This window comes from Paenibacillus baimaensis (genome assembly GCF_025567575.1).
Map to the genome: position 1 here is coordinate 85,435 of NZ_JAOQIO010000099.1, position 17,972 is coordinate 103,406.

The 17,972-nt window shown below is 49.3% G+C and carries 12 protein-coding genes; 1 reads left to right on the plus strand and 11 read right to left on the minus strand.

All coding sequences use genetic code 11. The features are described 5' to 3' along the window. Window positions 1-4 precede the first annotated feature (4 nt). The 3 genes from OB236_RS29170 to OB236_RS29180 all read right to left on the minus strand — a co-directional run bounded on the left by OB236_RS29170 (window position 5) and on the right by OB236_RS29180 (window position 2,241). Window positions 5-571: a thioredoxin family protein gene (locus OB236_RS29170; RefSeq protein WP_262687053.1), complete on the minus strand. Its 567-nt coding sequence runs from the start codon at window positions 569-571 to the stop codon at window positions 5-7. A gap of 132 nt (window positions 572-703) precedes the next feature. Next, window positions 704-1,390: an SMI1/KNR4 family protein gene (locus OB236_RS29175; RefSeq protein ID WP_262687054.1), complete on the minus strand. Its 687-nt coding sequence runs from the start codon at window positions 1,388-1,390 to the stop codon at window positions 704-706. Window positions 1,391-1,635: 245 nt separating this feature from the next. Further along, window positions 1,636-2,241 (minus strand): DedA family protein, encoded by a 606-nt coding sequence (locus OB236_RS29180; RefSeq protein WP_076229855.1) that lies wholly within the window; start codon window positions 2,239-2,241, stop codon window positions 1,636-1,638. A 175-nt stretch (window positions 2,242-2,416) separates the two neighbouring features. Here OB236_RS29180 and OB236_RS29185 point away from each other — a divergent pair, with 175 nt between their 5' ends. Next, window positions 2,417-2,737 carry a dehydrogenase gene (locus OB236_RS29185; protein ID WP_262687058.1) on the plus strand — a complete coding sequence of 107 codons (321 nt, stop codon included), beginning with the start codon at window positions 2,417-2,419 and terminating at the stop codon, window positions 2,735-2,737. Between the two features lie 37 nt (window positions 2,738-2,774). On the opposite strand, the gene OB236_RS29190 is transcribed toward OB236_RS29185, so the two are convergent. The 8 genes from OB236_RS29190 to OB236_RS29225 all read right to left on the minus strand — a co-directional run bounded on the left by OB236_RS29190 (window position 2,775) and on the right by OB236_RS29225 (window position 17,832). Continuing rightward, on the minus strand, window positions 2,775-5,414 hold the full coding sequence (locus OB236_RS29190) for a hypothetical protein (protein ID WP_262687059.1): 2,640 nt from the start codon (window positions 5,412-5,414) through the stop codon (window positions 2,775-2,777). Window positions 5,415-5,543: 129 nt separating this feature from the next. Continuing rightward, window positions 5,544-6,425, minus strand: a complete 882-nt coding sequence (locus OB236_RS29195) for a carbohydrate ABC transporter permease (protein ID WP_262687060.1) — start codon at window positions 6,423-6,425, stop codon at window positions 5,544-5,546. 16 nt (window positions 6,426-6,441) lie between these two features. After that, window positions 6,442-7,383 carry an ABC transporter permease gene (locus OB236_RS29200; protein ID WP_262687102.1) on the minus strand — a complete coding sequence of 314 codons (942 nt, stop codon included), beginning with the start codon at window positions 7,381-7,383 and terminating at the stop codon, window positions 6,442-6,444. An 87-nt stretch (window positions 7,384-7,470) separates the two neighbouring features. Then, window positions 7,471-10,293: a hypothetical protein gene (locus OB236_RS29205; protein WP_262687061.1), complete on the minus strand. Its 2,823-nt coding sequence runs from the start codon at window positions 10,291-10,293 to the stop codon at window positions 7,471-7,473. A 30-nt stretch (window positions 10,294-10,323) separates the two neighbouring features. Beyond that, window positions 10,324-11,412: a mandelate racemase/muconate lactonizing enzyme family protein gene (locus OB236_RS29210; protein ID WP_262687063.1), complete on the minus strand. Its 1,089-nt coding sequence runs from the start codon at window positions 11,410-11,412 to the stop codon at window positions 10,324-10,326. Between the two features lie 44 nt (window positions 11,413-11,456). After that, a complete protein-coding gene (locus OB236_RS29215) occupies window positions 11,457-13,592 on the minus strand; it encodes a beta-galactosidase (RefSeq protein ID WP_262687065.1) in 2,136 nt (711 codons plus the stop codon). A gap of 167 nt (window positions 13,593-13,759) precedes the next feature. Further along, window positions 13,760-15,316 carry a type 2 periplasmic-binding domain-containing protein gene (locus OB236_RS29220; RefSeq protein WP_262687067.1) on the minus strand — a complete coding sequence of 519 codons (1,557 nt, stop codon included), beginning with the start codon at window positions 15,314-15,316 and terminating at the stop codon, window positions 13,760-13,762. Window positions 15,317-15,498: 182 nt separating this feature from the next. Continuing rightward, entirely contained in the window at window positions 15,499-17,832 is a 2,334-nt protein-coding gene (locus tag OB236_RS29225) for a helix-turn-helix domain-containing protein (protein ID WP_262687068.1), read from the minus strand. Window positions 17,833-17,972: the final 140 nt, after the last annotated feature.

The window sequence follows — 17,972 nt, forward strand, 5'->3', positions numbered from 1 at the left end:
CGCCTTAAAACGAGGAAAGCAGGTCGCGCAGGTCTTTGACGATAACGGTTTGATAACCGGTGCCTTCTCCGTACTGACGACCCATTTCCTGGCGCGCCACCTGAATTTTCTCATTATAATCCGCAGCATTACGATCCGGATTTTCCTTTTTGAACTGCGTCATAATTGATTGTACATGCGCCGGACGAGGTCCCCAATGCCCAAGTACATGACCGCTGAAATCGGTGAAAATAATAATCGGAACGGCTTCCCCGCCACCTGTCAAAAACTGCGCCATCACATCCGGATGCTCTTCCTTGATCAATACCTCAGTCGGTACACCGGAAATTTCCAATGCGCGGAACACGACTGGCACGTTACGTACCACATCACCGCACCAATCAGCGATCAATGCGAGGCAGCGTAGGTCATCACGATTGTTCAAGGATTCGAAAAATTCCTTATCGTCCTCGTTTTCCCATGTAAAAGCTTCGTACCACTCCACAAATTTTTCTTGATTCTTCGTCATACCATCAATAAATTGTTGCGGCTTCAAGCCTGTGCGAAGCTTACTTTCCAGGTTTGTACTCATGGTTCCTAAAACCTCCTTATGGGCTGCTATCCTTTTTATTTTAACGAGAAACCACTGCGAAAACAAACTCTTCTTTTGAGAGCATCCTGAATAATCAAAAAACGACCGACAAATGACATGAAGTGACAACCGTCAGCACAGGTTTTGCGATATCGCCACACCCGCATACTCTATAACGACAGTTTTTTTCTCAGACTTAGCTCTGATTTCCACTACTAGAGCAGGGGCATCTAAAGCCTCAGGCAAATCATCAAAAAAGTGCCCGCTGTTGCCCCAGGCAATATACGTATCACCTACAAATTCATCCCTCTGCACTGTGCATCTGCCCTTCTCGTATTGACACAGAATATAGCCCAGAAAGCTCTCAAAGCTCTCACTAATAACATACAGCTGTTGTTCGTCACGACCATAATTAATCAACTGCCCGTAAGTGCCTTCAGGTCCGGGTGAAAAGTCCATGCCCAGATAGTTACCTCCACCGTCATGCGCAATCGGAAACCAATCCGGATGAAAGGACACCTCTTTGATTTTGTTGGATTCATATGAAATCACATCGGGCTGCAGATTGCTGCTATAGAGTCGATTGTGGTTCCAATGGATCCGCATATTGTCTATTGACAAGCCTTCAAGTCCCATATAAATCCCACCCAGACCCTTATCGCCATCATGAATAGCATAAAATTGCTTGAATGCTTCTGGAAAGTGATAACCCGTTACCGCTTCCAAATGGTCGATAGCTTCCGGGGCAGCCGGTCCATTCAGTCTATGCGGAAGATCGGGAACATAGGCCTGCAGCCTTGTGAAAAATGTACATGTCATCGTAAATACCTCCATAATGGTTACTCGTATTCAGTCTTATGTATGCTTATCTACACGCTTATCCACTCTCGCAATACGCCCGATGTTGTATATCACCTATTAGCACTATTAAACTAAAACTCGCAGCTATAATCCGATCAGGTCGCAACGATTTGGATAAGTTGACATAACAAAAACCCCGTTCTAATAAGAACGAGGCTTAAATGCAGTTCGCTGTATTTCGTATAATGGCTGTATTCGCTATTTTAGACGCTGCGTTTACGATTCCGGGTTAATACTTTAAAAATAATATACAAAAGAATTAGAATAATACCCGAGATGATCAAAGGTCTCATATACGGAGCTGCAATCTCATTGATTTGCTCCCAGTTCGAGCCCAGTGTACGACCTAGATAAACGAATAAAATGGCCCATGGAATCGTTCCAAGCATCGTGTACAAAAGAAATTGCAGCATAGGCATCCGCGCCATACCTGCGGGAATGGAGATAGCCTGACGTACAACCGGGATAAATCTGGCAGTGAACACCATCCCCGCTCCATATTTGTTGAACCATTTTTCTGCCATGTCAATGAAATGCGGTTTAAGCAGCAGATATTTGCCGTATTTCTCAACAAAGGGTCTGCCCCCATACCGCCCGATCCAATACAGAATAACCTGTTGAAGGACACAACCGATCGTTCCAAATACGATGGCCCAGAAGAACGATACCCTTCCTTGTGAAACCAGATATCCACCAAAGGACAGTACAAGCTCGCTTGGAATCACCTCAAGCATCAATCCGAGTAAAATCCCCCATACACCCAGACCCTCAATAAACACTAAAGCGCTATGAATCAATTCTTTTAGCATCCTCTTCCAGCCTCTTCCTCTCTACTCCGGAATAACTCCGCCTAATCATCTTTTTTATTCTAACATACTTACGGGCCATCGAACCAGCTTGTATGCTGCACCGCAGTTTTATGCCAGACACAGTTTCGCTTGGGACCTCCTCCGCATAATCTAATACAGGAAGGAGCGAAGCCTCATGGTGAAGCCGTTGAATAATAATGTCAAACATGATCAGGACTATCCCACCGCACGAAAAATAAGACGTTCCTGTAGTCGCGAGATGTTTAGAACACGCAAAAAGCTCGGGCAGTATATTACACCCGAGCTGGTGAAGCAGGCTGACGAACTCTATTTTAAAAAAGTAATTTTGAATTTGCCATGGATTGTGGCAAACGGCAGCAACCGAAGAGTGCTCTCCGATTGGTGGGAAGAGCAAGTGGCTCCAGAGATCGCAGAGCTATGGAAGGTTGACCTTGTCGTATTGTCCAAGGCGTTCCGCGACTCATTCGGTGGATAGGACTGCACCCGTATACGAACAGATTCCCTTAACCTTGTCAGTGAAGCACATAGTAAGGCTGATTGGATAAGTCGGCATCCAGACCTGGCTCCAACCATACCTCTCCTTGCTCATTGCGCAGCTCGAAATAATAGAGAATGGGATAAGGAGAATCCGTATAGCTCCCGGGAATGACAGCTTTATAAACACCGTTCTCAATCTGCATGGGTACGGTTACGTAGGCCTCCGCCTGGTTAACATGTCTGTACAGCAGGCTGATCTGCAGTCCTGCTGATTTATCGGCAAGCATCGCGCGCAGCTCCACTGCTTCACCCTTAGGAGTAGCTTGCGGAGGCTCATGGTGAAGAGTTGGTCGAAGCGGCACTGCTGAAGTATCCGGGAAGCTTACAGCTGCTGCCGACTCGTTAGACAACGGATCACGGCTATCAGCAGCTGCTGCTTGGGCATATACCTGCTCCATATCGGCAATATCCTCTTCAATACCCGACATACGATTAGCCCAGTGCCCTTTCATATGGGCTTTATAACCGAATGTAATATCATCGCGATAAACGTCTTGGGTCACGTTGATGATGTGCTGCCAATCGGTTTTGGCGGAGCGGTAGCTGCCCAATGCCTCACGCAGCTGCTGCACATTACCTGTTTGCTCGAACAGCGCATAGGATACGCCTGCTCGCAGCTTCTGTGCAAAGAAATGACCAAGTCCGGCTAGAGCAGCAATGTCTACGGACCAACGCCGATAATTGTCTATTGTCTGGTCGCCAACGAGTGAATCAGCAGCAGCCAGGTGCCGTTCTGCCGTCTCTGCCAACTCCTCCAGCCAAACTGCAACCGCAAGCGGCGTGTACTTGCCTTGGAGTCTGTTCTGCAAATAATCGTCAACAAATTCGTTAATTCCATAAAAAATAGCTGTATCCAATGGACTAACCGCTCCGAACGTATGCGGTTCAGGTGTATCGAAGGCACTCTCGGACAGCTTGGCTGTATCCATGATTCCCAGATTATTGTACATTTCCGGCCAGTAATAATTGTTGGATGCAGAGGGCAAATGCGCTGTTGTGAACAACAGCAGAATGCGGCTGGCATGGGCAAGCGCCTGCTCCATATCCGGTGCTGCCTTCCTGAATTCATGGCGCAAATATCTCATCCATTCAGCAGAATCAGCTTCGGGATTATAGATGAGCCTGCCCCACACACGATACGTATACACAAACTTCTTCCATTCCTCCCCCGGCAGCTGTAAGGCTTCTTCCTTATAAAGCTCCCGGCCCCCAGGAGTCCCGCTTGTCTTGCGGGCCTTGAACGACATCGGCTCGCATAGCTCCACACCCAGGCTTCCACAAAAGCTGCTGCTTCGTCCATATCCTGCAGCCATCGCCGGATCTCCCCACAGCAGCACCCGCTGTGTGCCAGGCCAAATGCGATGAAGCACACCGGTTCTGCGATTATCATTCAAATAATCCGCATAGCCGTATCTGGTAAATCTGCGATAGGTGTTGGTAATCAGCATCAGATCCGCGCGATCCGTCGTCGCGACGGGAAGCTCCTTCGTACGTATAGCCGCTTGGTGATAAGGCAATCCCATATGCTCAGCCCAGAATTTGGGGGAAACGATCACCGGCATCCCCGTACCCAAGGCAACCTCCAGCATTTGCTCGTCAACACCTTTGGGATGCATATCGATTTCGATCGTGCGTCCACACGCGGTCAAGCCCTTCATGACCTCTTTCCAGAATACGTGGGATGGCTCAGGAATACCTCCCTCGTAATGCGTGCGTAGTGTGACGCCATCGATATCCGGGCAGCACTCCAGCAGAAGCCGCAATCCGTCGCGGCAGTAGACAGCATGATTGGACTCGTCCACGCCGTCAATGATGTGCAGCTCATTTGGGCTGTCGGCCATTTGATACGCATGGTTCCACAACCCCAGTTGGAAATGAATCCCGCGACGCTTCGCCTCCCGACTAATAAACTGCAGCGTCTCCAGATTCCGTGACACTTCCTCCTGCGTCATGTCCCGAACACGAACCTGATAGCCCGGTACATCCAGGAAATACGGGTAGACGAAGCCGAAATAATTATCTTGCACATTCGGATCATGACCATAATCATACGAAATCCCGAGTGTAAGGTGAAATCGGTTGAAGCGATGGGTAGCCAGCTCCGTCAAATATTCCAACCAGAAGGCCTGATCATAAAACCACGACTTATCTTCAATTTCACTGCAAAAGGATCGGCTGATGCTGCGAATCTCGTTGGCAGGCTCACCTGAGTAGGAATCGATTTCGATCAGATCCGCAAGAGCCGCTTCACTGCAGCGGACACGGTCGGCCAACTCCAATATTGCATAGACCAAGCCGCGTTCATCAGCACCAGTAATGTGCAGCAAGCTTGTTGAGCCTTCGGCTTCGGCAGCCTCTTGACGGATCAGGAACGATTCGGCAGCGGCCGAGCCTTCGGAATTTCCTGCAATCGTTATTCGAAGCGTGTCTGCGGTGGTGGTTCGGGTTATCTGGCCCTGACCATCCAGGGCTGTTTCCGTAAGCTCTATGCCTTGCTGCTCCAGCACGTTTGCCAACCGGTCAACTGCCCAGTTCACCGGTTCGCTCACCGCTAATACATCCGATGTGTCACGAACCACATTTACCGTTAACTTGTCGTCTTTTCCTTGCTTCATCCATCAACATCTCCTTCGCATCCTATTGGCATCGCTTAAATGTGCTGTACTGAAAATCTGCACTAACTTCAATATCAGCCTGTCCTTCCATGCTGAAGAAGCCCGATGTAGATCGAGCTTCCTGATTTGTTACCCCTTAACCGAACCGAGCATGACCCCTTTGGCAAAATGCTTTTGCAAAAAAGGATAGATGACCAGAATTGGCGCCATCGACAGCATAATCGCAGCCATTCGAATCGTTTCCTGCGGCAGCGTCCTGTCATCGCCGCCAGCTCCCGCCTGACCGACCCCATTGGAATCGGAATCGATCACCAGTGTTTTGACGAGTACCTGGAGCGTCCATTTTTTTGAATCGGAAATATAAATCAATGCATTAAAGTAAGTGTTCCAGTGGGCGACTGCAAAGAACAGCGTAAACGCGGCAATCGCTGGCATCGAAAGTGGAATGACAATCCTTAAAAATACCCCCAAATCCGTGCAGCCGTCGATTCTGGCCGAGTCCTCGAGCTCGGAGGGTAGGGATTCGAGAAAGCTTTTGATTACAATCAGACTCCATGCACTGGTTAAGCCCGACCAGATCAATGACCAGTACGAATTGAGCAGTCCCAATTCCTTAATCAAAATGTAGCTGGGTACGATCCCCGCATTAAAAACCAGTGTAAAAATGACGGCGCTCAGCATGATTCCGCGTCCGGGCATGCCTTTTTTGGTTAACGCGTATGCAAGCGAGAACGATACCACGACATTAAGTACCGTCCCGACCACGGTTATAAACGTTGTACTTTTTAACGAGTTCAGAAAGCTGTTGGTCGACAAAATGTATTTATAAGAGATCAGTGACCATTTTTCCGGAAATACATAAAATTGCAGCGGTACATACACCTTCGGATCTGTAAAGGAAACACTGAACACATACAGAAACGGAAACACGCACACGGCCGAGATGATTCCGAGCAGGGTATAGTTCACCCAATCGAATGACGTCAGCTTTTTACTGGCAACAAAGCTCATAGCAGGTACCCTCCCCTCAATAAATGCCTTCGTGGCCGAGTTTTTTGACAACATAATTGGATACCATGACAAGCACAAGACCGACGAAGCCCTTGAACATGCCTACCGTTACGCCCGCACTGATCTGTCCTTTCAAAATCCCGTGTGTATATGCATACGTATCGAATACCTCGGAAACGGACAGCACCAATGGATTTTGCATAAGCAGCACCTGCTCAAAGCCGATATCCACCATATGACCCAGTCTTAAAATCAGCAAAATGATAATGGTCGGACGAATCGCCGGCAGGGTCACATGCCAGATTTGACGCCAGCGTGAGGCACCGTCAACGACAGCTGCTTCATACCGCTGCGGATCGACGCCGGCCATGGCTGCGAGGAATATGATCGTACCCCAGCCTGCTTCCTTCCACATATTTTGTGCGGTGATCATCCCCCAAAAATAGTTCGGGTTCGTTAGAAAGGCCACACTTTCGCGACCTGATCCGGTAATCAGTTTGTTCACAATCCCTACATCGGTAGACAAAGTAAAGAAGGTCATACTTGCCACCACAACCCAGGACAGGAAGTGGGGCAAATATACGATCGACTGATTAAACCGCTTGAAGGCTTCGTGTCTAACCTCATTCAGCATAAGCGCCAGGAGGATCGGCAGCGGGAACATGAACACCAGTCCGATCAGGTTAATCGAAAACGTGTTACGCAGCATGATATAAAAATTGTTATCTGAGAACAGCGATTCAAAATGCTTGCCTCCAACCCACGGGCTGCCCCAAAATCCGCTGAACGGATTATAATCCTTGAAGGCAATCAGCAAACCCCACATCGGCACAAATTTGAATAAAATAAAATACAGGACACCCGGCAGTGCAAGCAAATACATATATTTGTATTGCAGCATCCGAATTCCGAGCCGTGGCCAGAATCCGGTTACCTGCCGTCTTTTTGTAAGTTTCATGTTGGCCAATGCATTAGGCTCCTGCATATGCAACACCTCTCTTCATCTGGGGAATATCAAACGGCAATAGCTCATGCTGATACCTGCTTAGGCCAGCTGCGTAAGCTCATAATACGGTTGGTTGGATAAGTCAACGTCAAACCCGGGTACAAGCCAAGCGTGACTCTGATCATCTTGAAGCTCAAAATAATAAACTAACGGGTACACGGAATCGGTATATGCAGCCGGAATCGTAGCTGTAAGCAAACCATCCTTCTCAGACATAACCACAGTCTCATAAGCTTCCTCTTGATTGACATGACGGTACAATAGGTTCACCTTCACACCCTCTGCAGGCCCCAAAAGTTTGACACGCAGCTCCACCGGAGCACCCTTGTGATAATGCACGGGGGACACGTGCTCGCAGGCTGGACGCATCTTAGCTGAATCAACCACGGCTGCGGGGAAAATATCCGCATAAGCTAGCGCGTCTGGGTAATGACCTACGGTCACCGCTGCGGGGATAAATTCCTGAATCGATGCGGCTTGCGGGATGAACGCTTCCGCGGACGGAGCTGCTGATGCCGCTGTGTCTGTTCCCGTTTCTGTATCTGCCGCTGCTTCAACACCGCTGAGCAGCTTCGCGTGCACCTGCTCCATCACGGCGATATTTGCATCGATGCCTTCCAGACGGTCCGCCCAGCTGCCACGCATGATCTGTACGTGTCCGTATACCTGATCAGGCTGATAAACATCCTTCGTTCTCTCGATTATCTGCTCCCAGGCCGCCTTCGCTGACCGATAGCTGTTCAGTGCTTCCTCCAGACGTTCGATGCTGCCCGTCCGTTCGTGCCAGGAGTAGGCAACCGCTGCACGCAGCTTGTGTGCAAAGAAATGCCCGAGTCCCGCTTGTGCAGCCACATCGATTGCCAACCTGCGATATGAGGCTTCCGTCGAATCCCCCACCAGCGATTGCGCAGCGCTAAGATGTTTCTCTGCCGATTCGGACATATCGGACAATCGGTCCGCAACCTCGAGTGGTGTCATCTTGCCGCTGCGTTGATTGCGCAGGCAATCGTCAACAAAGTCATCGACCCGGTAAAATAAAGCCGAGTCCAATGGACTTACCGAACCAAAGGTTTTCGGTGCGGGTGTATCAAAGTCATAGGGCGACGGTTCCCCTGTGCTGACAATCGTCTGGTCCGTATAGATTTCAGGCCAATAGACGTTGTTAGCTGCTGAAGGCAGATGTGCAGTCGTTATTAGCGGCAGGATACGTCCGGCATAAGCTAGCGCCTGTTCGCAATCAGCTGCTGCTGAGTGAAACTGCTGGCGAAGGTATCGCTGCCACACCTCTGGCTCCGTATCCGGGTTGTACAGCAAGCGTCCCCACAGACGGTAATAATACAAATATTTTTTCCATTCCTGTCCATCTAACTGAAGGGTGCTGTCCAGATAAGGCTCACGCCCGCCTTCCTTGCCGCTGCCCTTACGTCCTTTGAAGGCAAGCGGCTCGCACAGCTCGACACCAATGCTTCCGCAGAAGCTGCCGCGACGGCTGTAGCCGGCTGCCATCGCCGGGTCGGCCCACAGCAGCACTCTTTGTGTGCCCGGCCATATGCGGTGGAGCACACCGTATTGACGGCCTTCTTTTAAATAGTCGCCATAGCCATAGCGGGTAAATCTACGATAGGTTGCCGTAATGGACATCAGGTCAGGACGATCCGTGCTCGCCACCGGAAGCTCCCAGGGACGAATACCCGCCTGATGATAAGGCAAGCCCATATGCTCCGCCCAAAACTTCGGAGACAGCACCACCGGCATACCGGTATCTAGGAAAAGCTGCAGCATCTGATCATCTACACCTTTGGTGTGCATATCGATTTCGACAGGTCGTCCGCAAGCCTTAACGCCGCTCATTACGACCTCCCAGAACAGATGGGCCGGTTCAGGAATGCCTCCCTCGTAATGGGTACGAATCGTCACACCGTCGATTTCCGGGCACGTTTCCAGCAGCAGCTTCAGCGCATCACGGCAATAAGCGGCATGGTTGGATTCGTCGATACCTGTAATGGTGTAATCAGAGTTTGGACTATCCTCCTGCACAAAGGCATGTGTCCAGATCCCCAGCTGAAAATGGATCCCACGTCGCTTGGCTTCCCTGCCGATATACTGCAGCGTCTCCAGATTACGCTCCATTTCTCCATCAGCCAGCTCTGCTGCACGAACCTCGTAGCCTGGCACATCCAGCAAATATGGATAAGCAAAACAAAAGTAATTGTCTGTTACATTCGGATTATGCCCGTAATCGTAGCCCATACCTAATGCCAGATGAAGCCGGTTAAAGCGCTGTCCAGCCAGCTCGGTCAAATATTCGTCCCAGAACGTCAGATCATAGAACCATGGCTTATCCTCAACCTCACTTACGAATAAACGGTTAATGCTTCTCACCTTGTTATGAGGCTTATCGGAATAGGTTTCGACAGCTTGAAGTGCGGCTACCGGCTCTTCGCTATAAGCAGCACGGTCAGCCAGCTCAAGCAGGCCATAGACGAGACCATTCGCGTCCGCGCCAATCACCGTAATGATATTTCCTTCGGCTGTTTGATTATTAATGATACTAAAGGCTTCTACAGCTTCCGGAACTTCGATACTGTGTGCTCTTAGCAGCTGCTTGGACACGGCTGAATCTGCTCCCGATACCTGAATATGAATGCTTTCTGGTATGACCTCGGCATTGGAAGCCGACAGTTGTGCAGCAGCACTGACGGTTGATTTCAGGCTTGTATAGCCTACATGGCTCACCTGTAAGCCCTGACGGGTTAATACCGTTTGCAACTGGGTAATCGCCCAGCTTACTGAATCATGGGTTGTCAAGGAATCGGATGCGTCACATGCTATCGTTACGGATACTCCGTTTATTTGCGTCATTAGTCAAGAATCTCCTTTATGATCAAATTTTTAGATTTGTGAAATCTGGTAATCAGCCTTCTCCAGCCATTCTGGGTTAATCGTAACGCCCCATCCCGGACCATCCGGTACCTGCACCTGTCCATTGGATACCTGCAGCTTTGAAGTGAATAGAGATTCTGTCCATGAGTCCGACTCAATCGAATATTCCATAAAGGTACCTGCATTCGGAATCGCAGCAACCATGTGCATCGTGAACACCGTCACCATCGAGTGATTAGCGGCATGCGGTGTGCAGGTCATTCCCGCGTACTGGGCCAGCTTGGCTACTTCCAATGCCCTGCTTAAGCCACCTATGTAGCAAATATCCGGTTGGACGATATCGACCGCATGCATCGAAATCATTCTTTTCCAATGAGCCATATCCGTGTCCTGTTCCCCACCCGTCACTGCTACATCCAAAGCATCGGTCACCTGCTTCGTCCATTCCAGCTCTGGATAAGGGCAAGGCTCCTCATAATGGCATACCCCCTGCTGCTCCAGCATCCTTCCGACCTCAATGGCACGGCGAGGCGTGAACCCGCTGTTCGCATCGACATACAATGACGTATCATCACCGATAGCCTTGCGTACGGCGGCTACCACCTGCTCCGTTCTGCCCGGGTATACATCGATATCGCGTCCAAAATTGTTGCCAATTCTTATTTTAAAAGCACGAAAGCCCTGCTCCGCTTGAAGCCTTTGCAGCCGCTCCGCTTCGTCGGCGGGTGAAATGTTGCGTCGCATGCTGGAGCCGTATACACCGATAGCACGCGGCGTCCCGCCCAGCAGCTCGCAGACGCTAAGACCGGCGCGCTTGCCGTGCAGATCCCATAAAGCCGTGTCCAAACCGCCAACAGCCCTGCAGACATAAGACCCGGGAAATTTGTGCTCTCCTTCCACAACCTTGTCAACCAAATCGGCAATCCGTTCGGCATCAGCCCCCAACGCGTAGGGAGCTACCTGCTGGTGCAGCACCATTGCTGATATATTGGCGTGGTATGTCGCCAGTTGACCATAACCTTCGAAGCCATCATCGGTTTTCACCCTTACGATACTGATATTTCTTGTGCTAAAGGTTTCGATGCTTTTAATTTTCATATGAATCCTCCTTAAGCCAATTTCCATTTCCTTGGAAACTCTTGTCAAGCTTTATCCACTGCTGTTACACGGGCAACCCATGCATCGCGTCCGGGTATCGTCAGCTGCAATCCCATGCCCTGCTGTGACCACTCTGTGTCTCCCCAATACACATGTTCCGCGTTCCAGGCTCCCCAGGCTTCGGATAGCTCAAGCTCGACATTTTGCGCTTCCCTATGTGGGTTTACAACCCAGATATACAACGAACCGTCGGTTCCCCGCGACAATCGTACCTGCAGCTTCGCATTGGATCGTGTTACATGAGGCTGTATCCCGGCCCAATCCAGGACCTTGGAAAAGTACTGCAAATTGCCCTCATCGTGCGTATGATAGTAGGCTGCTGATGGAAAAGTGCCGACAAGCATCGTTTTCCCTTTGCGATAAACATGCTCGACAACAGCAACAGAGCCGTCCGAATATTGTCCGATCACCTGACCTCCGGCTGACCTGTACGATTGATTGTAAATACTGCCTCGCACCTGAACGCCGCCAAGTTCAAAAGAAACGGCATCAGAGATATCGGGCATAAATTCCACGTTGTCCTCCACGACGCCAAATACCTGATCCAGTCCATGGTTAGGCTGCAGTGTCCCAACCTTGCCACGATCTCCAAAGTAGGCTGGACATCCTTCACTGATCAGCGTACCGCCATCAGCCACCCACTGCTGCAGCGCCTCCGCTTCATGACTCCCAATCATCACGGGATAAGGCCAGTAGAGCACACGGTAATTGGCAATATCCTCGATGTGCACCCAATCTGCTTGAATCCCCAAATCAAAAAATCCCTGATATGCTCCCCACATCGCCTGCTCATAAAAAGCGTTCTTGCCTTCACGGTTTAATAAATAATCAAACACCTGCGTATCAGGTACTACCAGAATGCCGATTTCCCCCTGTACGGGAGTGGATTCGAGCAGTTCACGTTGCTCACGGGCATTAGCCCACTTGGCTATTGTGCTGGCCATATCGGAACGCGGCGTTCGTGAGCCGTCCATCGCATAAGGGCCAAACGCGCCAAACAAAGGGCCATCCAGCAAGGGGCGCCAGCGTGGAAAAAGCACGCCTCGCGCACCGCCAGCCAGTGTAATCATCTGCCAGATGCGAATATCCTCCGGCTCGGTGACCCGTCCGTCATCCTTCGCCCGTCCGATAACCTGCGGCTGAAGCCACAATGGACCGCCCTGCGTCTCGGCATGCCAGAAGGTTTTACCGCGCGAGGCTGCGCGTGTCAGATCGACAGCATGCCATTGCTTCCACGGCTCATTGCCCTTACGCGAGGCGACCCAGGTGAAGCCGTACAAATCAACCTTGGAGGCAGCGAGCCAATCGTCGGCCCCCATAGACGCCATAACGTTAATGCTCCCCGCTATCCCATGAGCGGTGATCAGATTCTTATCGTCCACGCTGCGGATCAGATCGACCCGCCACTGCATATGCTCATAGAAATTGTGCTTGGTAAAATGCAGCCAATCGATGCATTCCGGATACGGCCCCAGCTGCCGGGGCGTCCCTACCTGCTCCCATGCCGAATAGCTGTACCGGTGCCACGCCTTGTTCAGCACCTGCAGGCTTCCGTATTTATTTTGCAGCCACAAGTGAAATTTCGCCTTAGTATAAGAACTATGACACACCTGTGGTGAATAATTGCATTCGTTCCATACGTCATAGCCCGCCATCGCAGGATGATCCTTATAACGAAGTGCCAGCGCAGTCAGAAATTTGCCTGCCAGCTCCCTAACTTCGGGACAATCCAGGGAAAGCACGCCCTGCGAGCCTTCGCCGAAGCCGCCGCTTGAGCTGCTAACGCCCATTTGTGTGCGGAGCGGGGTACCGTCCGCCTTCACATAGGCAGCATGTTTATATTCATAGGCGGCCCATTCCGGAACCGATATAATCATCTCTGCGATAATTGTCTTGATTCCATGCTGGGCAGCCAGATCCATATGCCGATCATAATCTTCCCAGTCGTATACGCCCTTCTCTACTTCGATGGCTCCCCACATAAACCAGTGACGGTTAATATTCATCCCGTCCTCCTGGGCTACCGCATAATCACGTTCCCAATCTTCCCTTGGCGGGTTGGATTTGCGGAAATAAACGGCGCCGTAAGGCAATTGAGGCAGCTTGCTTATTCCTGTCATGGTTCCCCTCCTGCATATATTTGGGAGAAATTCACAATCGCGCAACACATCGTTATCAGCTTCCCAAGAACGTAAAAGGAACGGTTCACACTTCGGGAATGCACTACCCTAGCTATGTCCCGTTCCTGCATCGTCTAGCAAAAATCCCAATTGCTTGCTGCCGTTAATTATTTTCCAAAAAACTCTTTGTATTTGGCGGCAAACTCTTGATACGATTTTTTAATATCCGCATTCGTATTCAATTTGTCTACATAACTCTTGTATTCATCCATCGAAATTTGTCCAACGATCGCTTTGATAACCATCGACTGCCACTCTTTTTCATACTTCGGCCATGTTGTTGTCCACGTATCCGAGTACACAACGTTGAATAAGTTCATTTTACCTACCTTGGCAAAGACTTCGGTATCCTTGATTTTGGCGTCATTGTAAGCTTTAGGAGCAGAAGCATTGAACACCTTCATAATGTTGTTGAATGCCATAGGGAACGGCTGATTCGCATTCGTTGTGACTTCCTTCACACCCTGATCGGTAAGCTGGGGCTGCCCGTCAACCAACTTGTGATGCACACCCTCGATACCGAAATAGTTGAAATCGGTGAATTCTTTAGTCGTAGTCGTGTTGAAGTACTCCAGAATTTGCTTCACCTTAGCTTCAGGAACCTTCTTCGAGATATAGAAAGCTCCGAATAGCGGCGGCACCAATGCGACGCTCACTCCGCCCGGCCCTTTCATTGGCGGCAAGGTGATAACATTCGCCTCCGGCTGGACTTTCTTGATGTCCTGCTCCCACGAAAAATCGCGCCAGATGTTACGGGTATAGGAAGCCGCACGTCCGGTCGCAAACATTTCCTCAGCCTGCGTTTTCTTGATCGTGGAAAATTCCTTGGCCAAGATCCCGTCTGCATATTGCTTGCGGAACCAGTCGACCATTTGCGTATAATTAGGAGTCAAAACTTCCTTAATCAGACCGCCGTCCTTGTCAAAAATCGGGTCCAGACCGCCGAAAGCAGCTAAATAAGAGGAGTCTCCATCCGCGAGAAGGAAGCCATGTCCGAGAATACCGATTGTATCCTTCTTGCCGTTGCCATCCAGATCACTTTCAACAATTTTTTTCAGTGCAGCCGAATATTCATCCAAAGTTTGTGGAATCGGCAGATTTAATTTGTCCAGCCAGTCCTTACGCATCTTGATACCGGGGTCGATATTCGGACGGTTACGGGCTACGCCGTATATTTTGCCATTCACCTTCATGTAATTCCAAACGTTCGGATCGGCATTTTTCTTGAGGTTCGGGTATTGGCTAAAATCGCCGAGCAGAGACGTCAAATCCCAAAATGCGCCTTGATTGATCGCATTCAGCAAAGTTGGGCGGGTCGCCGATTGGGACACAATAACCTCGGGAAGATTGCCGGAAGCCAGCACCAGGTCAAATTTGGTGTCATAGTCACCGGATGGAATCCACTCGATATCGAGCTTGCTGTTTGATCTTTTTTGGAACTCCGTCCAATAGTGGTCGGCCATATTCGGAACCTCGGCAAATGATGGTACAAGAAATTGAATTTTTACCGGTTCGGCTGCGGCAGGTTTACTGTCCTTTGCCGTATTTGTACTCGTACCTGTTCCTGTCGCAGCAGGAGCGCCGCTGGTGCAGCCAGCCAATAAGCTGATGGATAAGACAGGTGCTACTGCCCAGCTGACTTGTTTGCGAAATGATCTTTTCATGTTAACCCTCCTAAAAGTTTGTAGTTCCAGATGCCCCTTGGAAAGCCTGATGCCTGATAGCGCTTTCTTTCCATAGCATAGTTGCAAATTGTCAAACAGGTAAGAGACAAATCTTTTCCTGATTGGGCTTTTGCCACCTCAAGTCAATAATTGTCTCTTTGGCCTGCCAAATGTCTGTTTCCTTATCCATTGCGGTTTTCCGTCCTGTACACACCTGGAGTCATTCGTGTCAGTCTTTGAAATACGCGGGTCAGATTGCGTTCCGAATATCCGATGATCGCCGCAATTTCACTGATGCTTTGATCCGTCTCCAGCAGCAGCCGCTTGGTTTCTTCAACCCTGCATTCCACGACAAACTCCAAAAAGTTAATGCCCATCTCCTTCTTGAACAATCGGCTCAGGTAAGAATGGCTGATACCCATCCGTTCCGCGCAGAGCACCAGGGATATATCCTCTGTACAATGCTCACGAATATATTTACATACCTGCCGAATCACGGATTGTCCGACATTGTTGTAGTAATCCTCGGTCAGTTTTTTATAAAGCGGAAACAGCACCTCTACAAACCAATCTGTAATTTCCCTTGAGGTATGCTTGCTTTCCAGCTGGCCAAACAGGTTGTGCTCAAGAATATCGAGGATGCTGCCTTCTTGCTTTTCCAGGGATGTAATAATGGCTGAAACCAGTACGTAATAGCTCTGATGAATAAAGTTATAGGATTGCGAAATGTTAAGCGCTTTCGAAAAACCAGTAAGTGACTTCTCCGCTTCCTCAACCTCTCCCTTGGTCAAAGATTCGATAATCGCACCCTCCAGCTCACGCGGATATCTGAAAGCGGAACCTGTTTTGGAATTTTCCAGGTCCTCAATATGCAGGATCGAGTCGGAATCGTGATAAATCCGGTACTGCAGAGCCAGCTCCGCTTCCTTATAGGAAACCGGAACATCGGCAATATGCGAATAACATCGACCCATCCCGATAGAAGCGTCAAATGACAAATAGTTTTTTAACGATTCACGAACCGAATTGGCAAATTCAAGCACTCTATGATGCAGCTTCATCTGCTCCATTTCATTTTTCCACTGCATCAGGGCAATCCCTTTACCTTGATAAGGAAAAACATAGCCGTTCAAATGAGGACTTTTTCCCATCAACTCCTGCATGACGTTGGTCACGGCAAACGCTACAATAGGCTTGTCTCCCGGCAAAAACCGCTGTTCCTTATATACATTTTCTACCTCAACCACCATCACCACATAATTGGAATTGACGGTTAGGCCGTATGTGTCACAATCCTGAATCAACGATTCACTGCGGATGTAATCCCCATCTAGAAGCTGCTGCAGACAACGCTCGCGCAAGGTCGGTTGAATCTTCTCCATATAACTACCGAGGTACTGCGTTTCCTTGCTTAAATAGTCGATACATTCGCGGATGTAGTCCAACTCGTTGTCTTTGCTTTGAACCTTGCCTGCACCGACCGCTTTGCTGTGCTTGATTAATTGCTCAATAGGGCTGTAAGCTCGCTTCGTACTGAAATACGTAATCACCACAGCCAGAGCAATCAGAAACAAGACGGTCAGCATCGTAAAGGAGCGAATCCATATCAGTCTCTCCGTGATGCTCTCCTCAGGGACAATTGCTACATAGGTGCGGCCGAATACACTTTTCACATACGAATAATGTACACGCTTTCCATTCAGGCCATCATCATAAAAGCTGTCGATTGTGTTATCCGATTCGCTGATCTTATGCAGAGCCGGCAGGCTTGAAAGCTTGTCTGCATTCATGAACGTATGCTTGCCCGTAAGCTTCGGGTCTGGATAATTGACGAAAACCAATTCCTGCCCCTGGGACATAATCGTCGTATCTGCCTGCAAAAACTTGCTGACCACCTCCGTTTCAATCTGAAAAGCTATGATTCCTCTCGACGGGGATTTACCTATTACTGGAAGTCGTCTGGCAAAGGTTAGATAACCTTCTCTTTGGCTGGACGGCAGGTAGCTCCAGCTGGAGAGTGCCTCCTGCTTCATGAGCAGTTCAATATCCTCCTTAAATTTATAGTTATCTATATCAATCGTTCCGTACGTATTGGACACAACAATATGGTCAATGTCATTATAAAAATAAATTTCGTTAATAAAATCGGTAGCGTTCTTCGCCAGCGTAATTTTCGTTAGCAGCTCATGGTGCCAGACTAACGGATTATCAGTTACCCGATTCGTGAATAGATCATAAATGGCCGGATCTGCTGCCAGCTGCAAGGATTCCTTTTCAATATTTTGCAGGATGCGTTCCGCTCTGTCCTTGAGCATCACAAGGGAGGATTTGCTCTCGTCCATAATTTCACTTTTCATGCGCTCCATCGACAGGTTATAGTAGATCATACCTGCTAAGCCGATCGGAATACAGACGGCCAAACAGCCGATCCAGACAAAACGGTGCATATATTTTCCACTGCGGCCCGCTTTTCCAAAAAACAAATAACGGGTCCATGATTGAATCCGGTTCCTCATAAAGTCCTCCTCTGGATGAATCTATCAAGTACATTCAGTATACGGCATCCACCTCAAGGCGATAACGGACAATTCTTGATCTATGCGTCAGAATCGCGTGAATACAGCGTTCATAACAAGTATTGTCACTTGCAATATAT

Coding starts and splice junctions, on each gene's coding strand:
- OB236_RS29200 (WP_262687102.1), bottom strand. CDS start 7,383: ATGAAACTTACAAAAAGACGGCAGGTAACCGGATTCTGGCCACGGCTC.
- OB236_RS29215 (WP_262687065.1), bottom strand. CDS start 13,592: ATGACAGGAATAAGCAAGCTGCCTCAATTGCCTTACGGCGCCGTTTAT.
- OB236_RS29175 (WP_262687054.1), bottom strand. CDS start 1,390: ATGACATGTACATTTTTCACAAGGCTGCAGGCCTATGTTCCCGATCTT.
- OB236_RS29225 (WP_262687068.1), bottom strand. CDS start 17,832: ATGAGGAACCGGATTCAATCATGGACCCGTTATTTGTTTTTTGGAAAA.
- OB236_RS29170 (WP_262687053.1), bottom strand. CDS start 571: ATGAGTACAAACCTGGAAAGTAAGCTTCGCACAGGCTTGAAGCCGCAA.
- OB236_RS29180 (WP_076229855.1), bottom strand. CDS start 2,241: ATGCTAAAAGAATTGATTCATAGCGCTTTAGTGTTTATTGAGGGTCTG.
- OB236_RS29220 (WP_262687067.1), bottom strand. CDS start 15,316: ATGAAAAGATCATTTCGCAAACAAGTCAGCTGGGCAGTAGCACCTGTC.
- OB236_RS29185 (WP_262687058.1), top strand. CDS start 2,417: ATGGTGAAGCCGTTGAATAATAATGTCAAACATGATCAGGACTATCCC.
- OB236_RS29205 (WP_262687061.1), bottom strand. CDS start 10,293: ATGACGCAAATAAACGGAGTATCCGTAACGATAGCATGTGACGCATCC.
- OB236_RS29195 (WP_262687060.1), bottom strand. CDS start 6,425: ATGAGCTTTGTTGCCAGTAAAAAGCTGACGTCATTCGATTGGGTGAAC.
- OB236_RS29190 (WP_262687059.1), bottom strand. CDS start 5,414: ATGAAGCAAGGAAAAGACGACAAGTTAACGGTAAATGTGGTTCGTGAC.
- OB236_RS29210 (WP_262687063.1), bottom strand. CDS start 11,412: ATGAAAATTAAAAGCATCGAAACCTTTAGCACAAGAAATATCAGTATC.